The 14,343-nt window shown below is 43.1% G+C and carries 11 protein-coding genes; 9 read left to right on the forward strand and 2 right to left on the reverse strand.

Annotated elements, in window-relative coordinates; genetic code table 11:
• Positions 1 to 181: 181 nt before the first annotated feature.
• Both hemB and ACFFAP_RS03950 read right to left on the reverse strand, forming a co-directional pair.
• Positions 182 to 1,162 carry a porphobilinogen synthase gene (gene hemB, locus ACFFAP_RS03945; RefSeq protein ID WP_375509995.1) on the reverse strand — a complete coding sequence of 327 codons (981 nt, stop codon included), beginning with the start codon at positions 1,160 to 1,162 and terminating at the stop codon, positions 182 to 184.
• Between the two features lie 324 nt (positions 1,163 to 1,486).
• Positions 1,487 to 1,846 (reverse strand): DUF4870 domain-containing protein, encoded by a 360-nt coding sequence (locus tag ACFFAP_RS03950; protein WP_375509996.1) that lies wholly within the window; start codon positions 1,844 to 1,846, stop codon positions 1,487 to 1,489.
• Positions 1,847 to 1,971: 125 nt separating this feature from the next.
• Between ACFFAP_RS03950 and prfC the strand changes: the two genes are divergently transcribed.
• The 9 genes from prfC (at position 1,972) to ACFFAP_RS03995 (ending at position 13,909) form a co-directional block, all read left to right on the forward strand.
• Positions 1,972 to 3,600 carry a peptide chain release factor 3 gene (prfC, locus tag ACFFAP_RS03955; RefSeq protein ID WP_375509997.1) on the forward strand — a complete coding sequence of 543 codons (1,629 nt, stop codon included), beginning with the start codon at positions 1,972 to 1,974 and terminating at the stop codon, positions 3,598 to 3,600.
• 109 nt (positions 3,601 to 3,709) lie between these two features.
• Positions 3,710 to 5,974: a M48 family metalloprotease gene (locus tag ACFFAP_RS03960; protein WP_375510008.1), complete on the forward strand. Its 2,265-nt coding sequence runs from the start codon at positions 3,710 to 3,712 to the stop codon at positions 5,972 to 5,974.
• Between the two features lie 651 nt (positions 5,975 to 6,625).
• Positions 6,626 to 7,132, forward strand: a complete 507-nt coding sequence (locus ACFFAP_RS03965) for an RNA recognition motif domain-containing protein (protein WP_375509998.1) — start codon at positions 6,626 to 6,628, stop codon at positions 7,130 to 7,132.
• 464 nt (positions 7,133 to 7,596) lie between these two features.
• Entirely contained in the window at positions 7,597 to 8,031 is a 435-nt protein-coding gene (locus tag ACFFAP_RS03970; protein ID WP_375509999.1) for a SufE family protein, read from the forward strand.
• Positions 8,032 to 8,119: 88 nt separating this feature from the next.
• Complete coding sequence (locus ACFFAP_RS03975; protein ID WP_375510009.1) at positions 8,120 to 9,025, forward strand: alpha/beta fold hydrolase; 906 nt, start codon at positions 8,120 to 8,122, stop codon at positions 9,023 to 9,025.
• Positions 9,026 to 9,484: 459 nt separating this feature from the next.
• Positions 9,485 to 10,456 (forward strand): CobW family GTP-binding protein, encoded by a 972-nt coding sequence (locus tag ACFFAP_RS03980; protein WP_375510000.1) that lies wholly within the window; start codon positions 9,485 to 9,487, stop codon positions 10,454 to 10,456.
• A 111-nt stretch (positions 10,457 to 10,567) separates the two neighbouring features.
• Positions 10,568 to 11,626 (forward strand): WD40 repeat domain-containing protein, encoded by a 1,059-nt coding sequence (locus ACFFAP_RS03985; RefSeq protein WP_375510001.1) that lies wholly within the window; start codon positions 10,568 to 10,570, stop codon positions 11,624 to 11,626.
• Positions 11,627 to 11,702: 76 nt separating this feature from the next.
• On the forward strand, positions 11,703 to 11,975 hold the full coding sequence (locus ACFFAP_RS03990; RefSeq protein WP_375510002.1) for a hypothetical protein: 273 nt from the start codon (positions 11,703 to 11,705) through the stop codon (positions 11,973 to 11,975).
• Between the two features lie 329 nt (positions 11,976 to 12,304).
• Positions 12,305 to 13,909: an NAD(P)H-quinone oxidoreductase subunit N gene (locus ACFFAP_RS03995; protein ID WP_375510003.1), complete on the forward strand. Its 1,605-nt coding sequence runs from the start codon at positions 12,305 to 12,307 to the stop codon at positions 13,907 to 13,909.
• The last annotated feature ends 434 nt before the right edge of the window (positions 13,910 to 14,343 follow it).

A 14,343-nucleotide genomic window follows, 5' to 3' on the forward strand; every position in this document is an offset into this window, starting at 1 on the left:
TTGCGTAGGCGAGCATTTACCGCAAACATCGCAATAGCGAAAATACAAAGAATCTCACGCCCAAACACCAAAACACAACTTTGCGTCTTTGCACCCACCGAAGTTCTGAGCGCCGGAAGTCGGCGCTTAGACTTCTGTGTGCGTGAGATTTCGCACTAAATTATTATTTAATAAGCCTAGCCTACTTTAACCATCGCGCCGCATCTTTAGCATGATAAGTCAAAATTAAGTCTGCACCAGCCCGTTTAAACCCAGTTAAAGTTTCCATAACTACCCGCTCCTCATCAATCCAACCATTGAGAGCCGCAGCTTTTACCATCGCATACTCACCAGAAACATTGTAAGCCGCAACTGGTAAGTTACTCGCTTCCTTTACCCGCCAGATAATATCCATGTATGCCAAGGCTGGCTTAACCATGAGCATATCAGCACCTTCAGCGATATCCAATTCAATCTCTTTAATCGCTTCGCGGGCGTTACCTGGATCCATTTGGTAAGTTCTTCTGTCCCCAAATTGCGGTGTCGAGTCTGCTGCATCCCGAAATGGGCCATAATAACCCGAAGCATACTTAGCAGCATAAGACAAAATCGGCGTATCTTGAAATCCGGCTTCATCCAAACCCACACGAATTGCCTGGACAAAGCCATCCATCATCCCAGAAGGCGCGATGATATTGGCACCGGCTTTCGCTTGAGAAACGGCCGTTTTTTTCAACAATTCCAGAGTTGGGTCATTTAAAACTCGTCCTGTTAAATCACCAACTTGTAGATAACCACAATGACCGTGACTAGTGTACTCACATAAACAAGTATCAGCAATTACAATCAAATCTGGCACTGCTGCTTTTACCGCAGTCGCTGCTTTTTGGACGATACCGCAATCATGCCAAGCGCCAGTGGCATCCACATCTTTATCAGCCGGAATACCAAATAAAATAATAGAAGGAATTCCTAAATCGTAAACTTCTTTTGCCTCTTCGACAATTTTATCTACCGAAAGTTGGTAAACTCCGGGCATCGATTTTACTTCGTTAGCGATTCCCTCACCTGGGACGGCAAATAGTGGGTAAATTAAATCGCTTGTTGTCAAAACAGTTTCACGAACCATCCGGCGCAGTTGAGGATGAGTACGCAGACGACGGGGGCGATGTATAGGAAACATAAAATTTTATGAAGAAAAACAACGCAAATGGACACAAAATAAACCGTCACAAAAGCAGGCTAAAATTTTCCTGCCGTCAGACAGACTACAAACAGTGCTTAACTGTCCTTTGCCCTACTCTTAATCAAGTTGTGGGGCAATTTTGTATTCTACAGCTTGGTTGCATCTATCCGACGGGCTGGAAAAAAAACAACATAGTAAGCAATTCAAAATTCAAAATCGTAAGATTCTCTGTTGGCAAAATCCTGGCAATTGGTTGTATGCATCAAGGCTCAACAGCTTAGTAACAAATAACTGAACAATGCCCAATACCCATAATCTGTGTTAAAAAACTCGGAAAATATAGGGATAACGGAAGGGTACATCAGGATTGCTGAAAACTCCGATGAGCGCCCAAATTGTTAATCCCCAGTGCAATAGATATCCCAGACCGGCTAGTGGCCCCAGCAATAATAGAGGTAACACTAACCAACCGAATAGAAAAAACAGTGTTCCCAGAATTCCTCCATAAAGCCAGACGTTAAAGTGGAAATTAATGGATTCTTTGGCGTTTTCTTTAACAACAGGATCATCAGATACGAGCAGTATGGCGATAGGTATACCTACAGATACCAATGTTGTGCTGAAAAAAATCGCTCCATGCGACAAGGCGGATAGAAGCTTTCCCTTATCTGTGTTGTACATTGCTTTCTCCTATTTAGTCAGATTGTTAGTTATATTACGACCCTATCACGAGCATCGTTGTCTTAAGATTAAAAGACTTACCAGAGTCAAAAAAAAATTAAGCTAGCTAACAAACAGATACATTTATGTCTACTGAACTTCAGTCTGAACTTATTCAAGCAGTTGAACTTCGCCGCAACTTTGCGATTATTTCTCACCCTGATGCGGGTAAAACTACACTAACAGAAAAGCTGCTGCTATACGGAGGTGCAATTCACGAAGCTGGGGCGGTTAAGGCGCGACGGGCACAGCGTAAGGCTACCTCTGACTGGATGGCGATGGAGCAACAACGGGGTATTTCTATTACTTCCACAGTGTTGCAATTTGAATACCGTGACTGTCAGATAAATTTATTAGACACTCCCGGACACCAAGACTTCAGTGAAGATACTTATCGCACCCTTGCCGCCGCCGATAATGCAGTGATGTTGATCGATGCGGCAAAAGGTTTGGAACCCCAAACACGTAAATTGTTTGAAGTGTGTAAGTTGCGGGGTATCCCAATTTTTACATTTATCAACAAGCTCGATCGCCCAGGAAGAGAACCTCTGGAACTTTTGGATGAAATTGAGCAAGAACTGGGATTGCAAACCTATGCAGTCAACTGGCCGATTGGTATGGGCGATCGCTTTAAAGGTGTTTTTGACCGGCACAAGCAACAAATTCACCTCTTTGAACGCAGCGCCCACGGCAGCCGAGAAGCCCGTGATACGATAGTCGAGTTAACTGATCCGAGAATAGAAGATCAGCTAGAACAAAGCCTGTATTACCAACTAAAAAATGATTTAGAACTTTTAGAAGGAGTTGGGCCAGAGCTAGATTTGCAGCTGGTACACCAAGGCAAAATGACGCCTGTGTTCTTTGGTAGCGCCATGACTAACTTTGGGGTAGAGTTATTCCTCAAGTATTTTCTCGACTATGCCCTTAAACCCGGTTCTCACTACAGCAGTGTTGGCGAAGTTCCCCCTACATACCCGGAATTTTCGGGGTTTGTCTTCAAGCTGCAAGCGAATATGGATCCGAAACACCGCGATCGCGTCGCATTTATCCGGGTCTGCACTGGTAAGTTTGAAAAAGATATGATGGTGAATCACGCCCGCATTGGTAAAATCATCCGTCTTTCTCGCCCGCAAAAACTCTTTGCTCAAGAGCGAGAATCGATTGATGTGGCTTATCCTGGCGATGTGATCGGTTTGAACAATCCTGGTGTTTTTGCGATCGGAGATACAATTTACACGGGACAAAAGCTCGAATATGAGGGGATTCCGTATTTCTCGCCGGAACTGTTTGCATCTTTGAGGAATCCCAACCCCTCAAAGTCTAAACAATTCCAAAAAGGCGTTGCGGAATTGCGAGAAGAAGGTGCTGTGCAAATTATGTATTCAACTGATGAAGCCAAGCGCGATCCAATTTTGGCGGCGGTGGGTCAGTTGCAATTCGAGGTGGTACAGTTTCGCTTACAAAATGAGTATGGTGTAGAAACCATATTAGACTTATTGCCCTACAGTGTCGCCCGTTGGGTTGAGGGTGGTTGGGAAGCATTAGAAAAAGTGGGACGAATATTCAATACCACTACAGTTAAAGATAGTATGGGACGACCAGTGTTGCTATTCCGCAACGAATGGAATTGTCAACAATTACTGGGCGACCATCCAGAGTTAAAATTAAGCGCGATCGCTCCAGTTTTTTCTAGTCAACAACCAGTGGAGGAATAATTCACTTGACAAGCAAAACTTGAGCGCGGTTGATTTCCACGGCATCCGAGGTTCGCGCTTTTGCACAAACGTGGATCACCTAGAAGATGATTGGAGTGCCAGAATTTGTATGCCTTCACATGCCAAACCGTCTTTGGAGGCTGGTTTAGTTGCCCTCAAGCAGGGAAATTACCAAACAGCGATCGCTCAACTAGAACCTATTGCTAGCAGCCAAAGTAATGGTACTGCTAGCTTACAAGCCCAGGTTGGTTTAGTGATGGCTTATGCACGGATTGGAGAAGCCTCCAAAGCGATCGCTATTTCTCAGAATCTCATTGAGAGTAACAATCCGCAAGTTAAAGAGTGGGCAACACGCGCACTCGAACACCTGACAAAACGTCAAAAACGCGATCGAGAATCAAAAAATGTCGAAACTGGATTTGTTGCTTTTGATAACTCAACCCCAGATTCAACCCCAGTTACTCCCCCGGAAACTCCGACATTAGAGGAACCAAAAGATCAAGTAATAGAAACCAAAACCGACGACACCCCGCCGATGGTGCCACTAGCTAAACTCAAAGCTACAGTAGCGACACCATTGCCAGCAGCATCTGTGCCCTTAAGTGGCTTCATGGGTTCTGTTACCCGCACCCAAGCGAAATTATTCGGCGTTATTTATTGGCGACAAGCACAACGCGCCAGAGCATGGCAACCCCTACGCAAACCGAAATTAATCCCTTTACGCTTGCTGACAGCAGGAACATTTATAGCCCTGTTTTGGGTGATGCGAGAAATCCTCAAGTTAGCAATGGGATTCATTAACCAGACTCTAGTCAAACTACCTTATCTGGAGCCATTGCAGCTTTTATACCGCGACCCTACTAAATTGTTGCTAATAGTATTGGTGATTTTGCTCGCAGTATCACCTTGGTTGCTGGATCTGCTACTGGTGAACTTGTATGGTCAGCAAGAATTTCCCAAAGATGTATTGAATGCCCATAGCCGCGAAGCTGTTCGGGTGCTACAACGATGTTGCCAACAGAGGCACTGGCCGTTACCCAAACTGCGGATTTTACCAATGGCTGCACCAATTATCCTCACATACGGTAGTTTACCACGTAATGCCAGGATTGTTATAAGTCAGGGGCTATTAGAGCAACTGGCAGATGATGAAATCGCCATTATTTACGCCACGCAGCTAGGGCATATTGCTCACTGGGATTTTGCTGTGATGTCTTTGTTACTGCTGGTGACACTACCAATTCATCAGCTATATCAGCAAGTGTCGAACTGGGGAGATAAAATATCAGGGAAAATTTGGCGTTGGCCGGTGACAATTCTGGCTAGTATCGCTTATGGAGTTTGGTGTTTGCTGACTGGGACTGCATTATGGTTGTCGCGGTTGCGGCTTTATTATAGCGATCGCGTCGCCTCTGAAATTACTGGTAATCCCAATGCCCTGATTCGCGCTTTACTCAAAATTGCCATTGGCATTGCAGCTGATATCCAAAAAGAGGAAGAGACAAGTTGGCAACTAGAAAGCTTAAATCTCCTGACACCAGTCAGCCACCAACAGAGCCTTTGTTTAGGTACTATTGCCAGTAATTTATCTTTTGAATCATTTTTGAAGTGGGATACTGCCAATCCCTATCGCCGATGGTTTACAATTAATAATAGTCATCCCTTGATGGGCGATCGCATCGAACGCCTCTGCCAAATAGCCCGTCACTGGCATCTAGACACCGAACTACATTTTGCAAGCGTTCCATCAAAAGTTAAGCGTCAGTCTTTCTTATTACAAATCGCTCCCTGGTTGGGAATTCCTCTAGGGCTTCTGTTTGCAGCTTTCGTCTGGCTAACCTGGCAACTAGCATTCGCACTCAAGTTTTTAAATCTAAAGTGGATATATGAAGATTGGTCTTTCATTACAGGCTGCCTTCTAATCGGCTTTAGCATCGGTACAGTGATGCGGATTAATTCTTTCTTCCCCGATATTAAACCTGCCACTGTGCAAACTGACGATTACCTACCCAACCTGTTAGCTGACCCTTCTGCCTTACCAATTGATAGCATCAGCGTGCGTCTTGTGGGCAAACTATTAGGTCGTCAAGGCACTAGCAACTCCCTAGCCCAAGATTTAATCCTCCAATCCAGCGCAGGTTTAGTGAAATTACACCACGTTTCTTGGCTAGGACAGCCAGTCAATCACCAGAATCTAATTGGTAGGCAAATTATTGTCACAGGTTGGTTCCGCCGAGGAGCAACACCTTGGATCGATATCCAAACCCTGGAAACCCAAAGTGGTAAAACCATTCATAGCCCTCATCCCATTTGGTCTACTTTTTTAGCAGTTGCAGCACAGGCTTGGGGCGCATACATTTTTCTCACTGGTTAATCTATTAGTCATTAGTCATTAGTCATTAGCAATTGGACTTTGGACAAAGGACAAATCGGAACATAAACAAAAGTTGCAGGTTTTCTATCAAAGTGTTACATTTATTCACACAAACAATAGCAGGCGACATAACTCAGCATTACAGCTTAGTTGTGAATTCGGATGCTTTTCCCCCCGTTCCATATCTTTTATCCTCCCAACACAGCAGGAGATTAACCAGCCACTGGCTGGTTTTTGTTTCAAAATATGCTTCCTTGAATAAAGAAATGTGTTTTATGTTACGATCCAGTAATACTAATGCCGGAAATGTATGCGCTAAACTAGCTACGTAGAAAATACCGTGGTAATGTAAGGAGTGGTATTTGATTCTGCGAAAAAAGGCATGGAAGAAAGCGTGTACTTTAGCAGGCAATAGGCTATTAAATTTACAATTCTTAGAATTAAGGTGTTATTAGCTCACCATAGTGTGGGCCTTTAGATTAAACAAGCTTGATCCCGACGAAAAACTGTATTGTTGTATAGGTTGACAGTTCCGATCAAAAAAATTGGTTGATGGCAGTCTTGGTCAATAGCATCTATTTAATTAAAAGCCAAAGCCAAGTGATTGTTTTCTTGCCTTGCCATGTTCATTTAACTCTGGAGGTATAGTTCATGTCCATTCGCCTATATATAGGTAATTTGCCTAAAGAAGAAATAGATCGTCAGGATCTGCAAGCAGTTTTTGCAGCAGAAGGTGATGCTGTAACTACTAAATTAATTAAAGACCGTAAAACTGGCAAATGCCGTGGTTTCGGTTTTCTTACAGTCAACAACGACGAACAAGCTGACGAAATTATTGAAAAATATAATGGTCAGATGTTCAAAGACACTCCGATTAAGCTAGAGAAGGCATTACCTCGGACAAAAGGTGATGAGGGCGAGGAGCAAGCTCCAAAACCAGTTACTGCTGCTAGTAGTACCCCCACTCCTAGCCCTAATAGAGAAGGTAGCCGCCGCGAGAAAAGCTCTAAGAAGCCTCGTCGTGGCTCAGGTGGCGGCGGAGGTTCTCGTGAAAACAACACCACAACCACCGATTCAGACGCTATTCGTCCAGATCCTCGTTGGGCTTCGGAATTAGAAAAGCTGAAGCAGATGCTAGCTGCACAAACTACGAATTAATCCCTAAGCGAAGAAATTAAAAATTAAAAATCAGAATTTTTTTTTGATTTTTAATTTTTAATTGTTGATTATTACCTAGCTGCTTAGTTAAAAGCTAATTGCAGCTAATTTTGTAAGTGCGTAGACGCAGCCCAACCTAAGCATCGCATAGTAGAATCAAGCGACACATAAATTTCACGCATTCCACATACTTACGTAATAGTAGTAAATATATACTGATACAACAGTAACTTCCATAGAGTTCCTGTTAGAGCTTGCTTATAAAAAAATTAAGTTTTTGTGATTAGGCGCATTGAAAAACTTGACTGAAAATGAATGCGATCGCAGTAATTGTCTAGATTTGACAGGTTATAGCTAGCTGATATACCAAGGTGAAGCAAAGGCGCAAAGGCGCAGCTCGCCGTAGGCATCGCTCTAAAGATAATTTACACTCAAGGAGATACTGATCGTTTGCAGCTTCTGTTATGTCCTCAACTCTAGATTCTTTGCCACCTGCGCTCGCTAAAATTGTCCAGCGCTTTCAACGCGCTTCCGAACCGAAGCGACGCTACGAACAGCTAATCTGGTATGCTCAGAAGCTGAATGAGTTCCCAGAAGCTGGGAAATTACCCGAAAATAAAGTTCCTGGTTGCGTGTCTCAAGTTTATATCACCGCAGCCTTGGATGACGGTAAAGTTGTGTTTCAGGGCGATTCCGATTCCCAGTTAACCAAAGGATTAGTCGGGTTTCTGGTTGAAGGATTACATGGATTAACACCAAGTGAGATTGTCCAACTTACTCCAGATTTTATTCAAGAAACAGGTTTAAATGTTAGCCTGACACCTTCCCGTGCTAATGGATTTTACAACATTTTTAAAACCATGCAAAAAAAAGCATTGGAATCTAAAATTGCTCATTAGTCATTGGTCATTGGTCATTGGTCATTGGTCATTAGCAAAGGACAAATGACAAATGACAAATAAGGTACAACTACCAAAATTTAGTCTAATGTCAACAAATTTATTATCTACCTCTGCTGCTACTGGCTTTGGTGGAGTGGTTCAAAAATATCTCTGGAACTGCGAAAATCAGCAATTGCGCGTTGTTTATGAAACCCTCGGTAAAGGTTCACCGCTATTGCTACTACCATCTTTCAGCACTGTTTCAACGCGCTTGGAAATAGGCGAACTTGCCAAGTTACTAGCTCCCAATTTTCAAGTTGTAGCCGTAGACTGGCCAGGTTTTGGTGAATCTTCTCGCCCTAGTTTGAATTATCGACCAGAAATATATCAGCAATTTCTGGAAGATTTTGTCAAAGCTGTTTTTAATACTCCCATCACTGTAGTTGCGGCTGGTCATGCTGCTAGTTACGTTTTACAATTAGCTGTGAAACAATCGGCTACTTTCTCACGAATTTTGTTGTTAGCTCCTACTTGGCGTGGGCCTTTGCCGACAATGGGGGCAAGTCAGCAGATAGCTGGTATGGTGAGAGAATTGGTGCGATCGCCTATACTTGGTCAAGCTCTCTACAAACTCAACACTACTCAATCTTTCTTAAGTTTTATGTACCGCCGTCATGTCTTTACTGACGCGGCTAAAATTACACCCAGTTTCATTGAGAAGAAGTGGCACACAACTCAACAACCAGGAGCGCGATTTGCTTCTGCTGCCTTTGTAACTGGTAATCTCGATGCTGTACACGAACAATCTGATTTTCTGGAACTTGTGCAGTCTTTAACTGTACCGCTCATGGTAGTAATTGGGGAATCCAGCCCCCCCAAATCACGAGAAGAAATGAACGCTTTGGTAGCCTTACCAGGAGTGAGAAGCGTTGTCATACCTGGTTCTCTGGGACTACATGAAGAATACCCAGCAGTTGTTTTAGAAGCAGTTCAAGATTTTTTGTTCTCTTGAGAAAATTAAATCTTCACATTGTACCTTGGTGCGAGACTAATATTATAGAACTAGCCCTTTCAAGATGGGTAAAAATATTAGTCAATAAATTCTTTTAAACCGCAGAGGCGCAGAGGACACAGAGAGAGAAGCAAATGTAGTTTTGACATTTTTTTCTCTCTGCGCTCTCTGCGCCTCTGCGGTTCGTAAAAAAAATGATTTTGACAAAGAGTGCCAACCTTAACCCAACCGTATTGACCGCATAGTGAGTCCGCTTGGATGCAATATTCCTACCAAGCTATGCCAACTTATGAATATTTATTACTTATTATAGATGCACAAAAATAAAGTGCTTCTGGATTAAATTATGTAATTATTTTGCTGAAAGCCAAAATAAGAGCAAGTTCGCACAAAAATATAAAAAGATTTATCATAGGCGATAATGATTATCCATAAGGTGAGACAAGAGGAATTTAGAGTATGGTGGCTGACGTAATCAACAATTCAGTTCCCGTTACTGTTCTTACAGGTTATTTGGGAGCAGGTAAAACGACTCTACTCAATCACATCCTCACCTACGAACACGGCAAAAAAGTTGCTGTGATTGTCAATGAATTTGGGGAAGTGGGTATTGATAATCAATTGATTATCGATGCAGATGAAGAAATATTTGAGATGAACAATGGCTGTATCTGTTGTACAGTGCGCGGCGATTTAATTCGGATCATTGGCAATTTGATGAAGCGGCGCGATAAATTTGACCATTTAGTAATTGAAACGACTGGATTAGCCGATCCTGCACCAGTGATTCAGACATTTTTTGTTGATGAAGATTTGCAAAGTCAACTGTCTCTAGATGCAGTGGTGACAGTTGTAGATGCCAAGCATATCTCGCAGCACTGGGATGCAGACGAAGCCCAAGAACAGATTGCCTTTGCTGATGTAATTTTACTTAATAAAACAGATTTAGTAGCGCCAGAAGAGTTAGATGAATTAGAAAAACGGATTCGGGCGATGAATGCGATCGCAAAAATCTACCGTACCCGCAATTCTGAACTAGGAATGGATGCTTTATTAGGTGTAAAAGCCTTTGATTTAGATCGTGCATTAGAAATTGATCCAGATTTCTTAGGCGAAGATGCCCACGTACACGATGAAACTGTCTTTTCTGTGGCTTTAGTAGAAGCAGGCGCAGTCGATGGAGAAAAATTAAACACTTGGCTTTCGGAGTTACTGCGTACCCAAGGCCCAGATATTTTTCGGATGAAAGGTATTTTAAATATTGCTGGAGAAGATAATCGATTTGTATTCCAAGGAGTACACATGATATTTGATGGCAAACCCGATCGCCCCTGGAAACCCAGCGAAACCCCCAAAAACGAACTGGTATTTATTGGTCGCAACCTTGATGCAGCCCAACTCAAGCAAGATTTTCTCGCTTGTTTAGTTTAAAAGGGGATTGGGGATTGGGTATTGGGGATTGGGAAAAATTCACTTTATATTTCCCAGTCCCTAGTTCCCAGTCCCCAGTCCCTAATCCCCAGTACCCAGTACCCAATAAATATGAACTCCACAACCAAATCTAAGGAATTTGAACAACACTATTCGGGGACACTTTCAGATTATGTAACTGCGATCGCTTGGTCGCCACAAGGTAAAACTTTAGCAGCAACTTCCGCCGCCGGGGAAGTAGTTTTGTGGAATGATGGCGAACTCACAAGTTTACAAACTGGTAACGGTAAATCAGTAGACTGTCTAGCTTTTTCACCAGATGGCAAATTTTTAGCTGTTGGTGGACAGAATGGACAAGTAAAAATTTGGCAGAATACTGAATTAATCGCCACTTTAGAAAATGCCCCTGCATGGGTTGACAAGTTAGCTTGGAATTACACCAGTAACCAACTGGCTTTTAGTTTGGGGCGTTATGTCCAAGTCTGGAATGCAGATACTGATGAAATTGTCGTGACGCTGAATTTCGACAACTCTTCAGTATTAGGTATAGATTGGCGGATTGACGGACAGTATTTAGCCATTAGTGGTTACAAGGGAGTGAAGATTTGGCATAGTCAAAACTGGGATGAAGAACCATACAGCTTAGATATGACTACTGTCAGTTTAGCGATGGCTTGGTCGCCCGATGGCAAATTCCTCGCTTCTGGTAATATGGATCGTAGTGTCACCGTTTTGGAGTGGAACAACCCCGATCCTTGGGTAATGCGTGGCTTCCCCGGTAAAATTCGCCAATTGGCATGGTCAGAAGCTATGACTAAAGTAGGTGCGCCAATACTGGCATCTTCTAGCGTTGAAGGTATTGTGGTCTGGGAAAAGCTAGAGGATGATTCATTAGGTTGGGAAGCACGAGTATTAACTAATCATGTGGGTGTAATCAATGCGATCGCCTTTGCACCCAAAAGCTTCCTTCTCGCTTCTGCTGCTGCTGATGGCTGGTTGTGTTTGTGGAACAAAGCCAAGGAAGTATCCCAAATTATCACAGGTGTCTCAGGAGGATTTTCTAGCCTAGCTTGGCATCCCCAAGGCAAGTTACTGGCCGCAGGCGGTGAACAGGGCGAATTACTTGTATGGTCAAAGGTTTTACGCGGTCAAGGCTTTGGACGTAGTTAAGCAATACTCATTAATTAAAGTTGAACCTCGACAATTTATTGGCTATGCTGTATCAGCAAAGGTATCTTTGTAAATTATGAACATTATCAAACTGATTCTGCTTGCCTGTCCTGCATTTCTGGTATCCATGCTGCTGGTAATCAATCCAGCAAACGCATCCAGCCTGAAATCTGCTTATGCTACCCAAATTATGACGGTAGTATCTACACAACAAATTCCTGATCTGGCAACACCACATTTGATTCAAACATCTAATCCGATTATTGATCAACTTGGTTGCAATTGTGCCAACTGTGTTCAGTCTAAATTTCAGTCACTACAAGGCAAACTGCCATCCGTCGATTTTTAATAAAGTTAGGAGTTATGAATATTGTAGGGGCACAGCATTGCTGTGCCCTTATTAATTTTATGAGCTTTTTATACATACTGATTCCACTCGTTGCGGCATAATTATTTATGATATTCGCTAAAGGTCACGCCTAAAAAACGAGGTAGGGAAGCTGTTAGGTAAATTCCTAGATACTGAGAAACCTGCTGGTAAGCCAGTGAAATTAGTGCAATCGCCATCTGCACCTAAGCTGTTAAGCTCTTGTTAAAAGAGCTAGTCCGGGGATTAGAAAACTTGCTAGAGTGAACAGAGTTAGCCTTAATGTCTAATCCCCAAAACCTATACATCTCATGGATTTTGCTAATATTGCATCCCAGCTAAACGCTGGAACGATTTTACCAGAGGGGATTGTTATTCTCACCCTCTTGGGGGTTTTGATTGTTGATTTGATTTTGGGGCGTACATCCGCACGCTGGATTGGATATTTAGCGATCGCAGGTTTATTTGCTTCGATTGTCGCCCTATATTTTCAATGGGACTCTCCTAATCCCATCGGTTTTACCGGTAGCTTTAACGGTGATGACCTGAGTATCGTCTTTCGCGGTATTATTGCCTTGTCTGCGATCGCCACTATACTGATGTCAATTCGCTACGTTGAGCAGAGCGGCACAGCTTTAGCAGAATTTCTCGCTATTTTGCTGAGTGCTACTCTGGGAGGGATGTTTTTATCCGGGGCTAGTGAGTTGGTGATGATTTTCATCTCCCTAGAAACCCTGAGTATATCCTCTTATTTATTGACAGGTTATACCAAGCGTGATCCTCGCTCCAATGAAGCGGCGCTGAAATACTTGTTAATTGGAGCTTCCAGTACGGCAATATTTTTGTACGGTGTATCACTGCTGTATGGACTATCTGGAGGACAAACTGAACTAAGTGCGATCGCTAATGGCATTGCCACAGCGAAAGTCGGACAATCTCTAGGTTTAGTGATTGCCCTAGTTTTTGCGATCGCAGGTATTGGCTTCAAAATCTCCGCAGCACCCTTCCACCAGTGGACACCAGACGTTTACGAAGGCGCTCCCACCCCAGTCATCGCCTTTTTATCTGTCGGTTCCAAAGCAGCTGGGTTTGCCCTAGCTATCCGCTTGCTAACAACAGCCTTCCCTCTTGTTGCTGACGAGTGGAGATTTGTCTTCATTGCTCTAGCCGTTCTCAGCATGATCTTGGGTAACGTAGTCGCCCTAGCCCAAACCAGCATGAAACGGATGCTAGCTTATTCATCCATTGCCCAAGCTGGGTTTGTGATGATTGGCTTGATTGCTGGTACACAGGCGGGCTATGCCAGTATGATATTCTACCTACTGGTTTACCTGTTCATGAACCTGTGCGGCTTTACCTGCATCATCCTGTTCTCACTGCGGACGGGAACCGACCAGATTGCTGAGTACTCTGGTTTATATCAGAAAGACCCACTCTTAACACTGGGGTTGAGTATCTCCCTGCTTTCCTTGGGTGGTATTCCACCATTGGCTGGGTTTTTCGGCAAGATTTACTTATTCTGGGCTGGTTGGCAAGCAGGTCTTTATTGGTTAGTCTTGCTGGGCTTAGTTACCACCGTTGTCTCCATCTACTACTACATTCGCGTAGTTAAGATGATGGTAGTCAAAGAACCCCATGAAATGTCCGACTCGGTGAAGAATTATCCACAAGTGCGTTGGGATTTGCCTGGGCTAAGACCTTTGCAGGTCGGGTTGGTGGTAACATTAATTGCCACATCCATAGCAGGGATTTTGTCAAATCCACTGTTTACATTGGCTAACAATTCTATCTCTAATACCCCAATTTTGCAAGCAACAATCAACACTAATGTAAAAGCACAAAATCTACAGCTTTTACCAAAGTTAGATTCGGTTAGTCAGTCTCAACCCTCAGTTGATTCTACCGCTAAGATTTAACCGAGTCTCAACCAAACTTTGTACTTAAAGAAACGCCTGTCTGCTAATGAGCAAACAGGCGTTTCTCATATTTTTTAACATAAAATCAAATTTACAACTTATTAGACCTCTTGCATAAATCAGACAATTTGAACCCCACCCCGCCAAAGCATCGGAGAAAGGTTGGAGGTGGGGTATTAGGGACTTTTGCAAGAGGTCTATTTATTAAGCCTGGTCAAATACTTGTAATTGTAATCTTGTTGCTAACCAATAATTTAAGATTGCTATAGGACTCATATTTGATTGCGTGAAAAAACTCAGTAGACCTTTATTCCTTCTTCCCAGTCCCAAGTATTGAGTCCCCAGTCTCTACGAGTAATTCAGGAATCAAATCGGATTGCTATAGGAATCCGATTTGATTTATGAAAAAATTTAAGTATATGTAGGGTGTGTTA

The organism is uncultured Nostoc sp. (genome assembly GCF_964245575.1).
GTDB lineage: Bacteria > Cyanobacteriota > Cyanobacteriia > Cyanobacteriales > Nostocaceae > Nostoc.

Excerpts from the sequence above, each read along its gene's own strand:
- prfC (WP_375509997.1), top strand. The coding sequence starts at position 1,972 with ATGTCTACTGAACTTCAGTCTGAACTTATTCAAGCAGTTGAACTTCGC.
- ACFFAP_RS03975 (WP_375510009.1), top strand. The coding sequence starts at position 8,120 with ATGTCAACAAATTTATTATCTACCTCTGCTGCTACTGGCTTTGGTGGA.
- ACFFAP_RS03950 (WP_375509996.1), bottom strand. The coding sequence starts at position 1,846 with ATGTACAACACAGATAAGGGAAAGCTTCTATCCGCCTTGTCGCATGGA.
- ACFFAP_RS03970 (WP_375509999.1), top strand. The coding sequence starts at position 7,597 with ATGTCCTCAACTCTAGATTCTTTGCCACCTGCGCTCGCTAAAATTGTC.
- ACFFAP_RS03965 (WP_375509998.1), top strand. The coding sequence starts at position 6,626 with ATGTCCATTCGCCTATATATAGGTAATTTGCCTAAAGAAGAAATAGAT.
- ACFFAP_RS03990 (WP_375510002.1), top strand. The coding sequence starts at position 11,703 with ATGAACATTATCAAACTGATTCTGCTTGCCTGTCCTGCATTTCTGGTA.
- ACFFAP_RS03960 (WP_375510008.1), top strand. The coding sequence starts at position 3,710 with ATGCCTTCACATGCCAAACCGTCTTTGGAGGCTGGTTTAGTTGCCCTC.
- ACFFAP_RS03980 (WP_375510000.1), top strand. The coding sequence starts at position 9,485 with ATGGTGGCTGACGTAATCAACAATTCAGTTCCCGTTACTGTTCTTACA.
- ACFFAP_RS03985 (WP_375510001.1), top strand. The coding sequence starts at position 10,568 with ATGAACTCCACAACCAAATCTAAGGAATTTGAACAACACTATTCGGGG.
- ACFFAP_RS03995 (WP_375510003.1), top strand. The coding sequence starts at position 12,305 with ATGGATTTTGCTAATATTGCATCCCAGCTAAACGCTGGAACGATTTTA.
- hemB (WP_375509995.1), bottom strand. The coding sequence starts at position 1,162 with ATGTTTCCTATACATCGCCCCCGTCGTCTGCGTACTCATCCTCAACTG.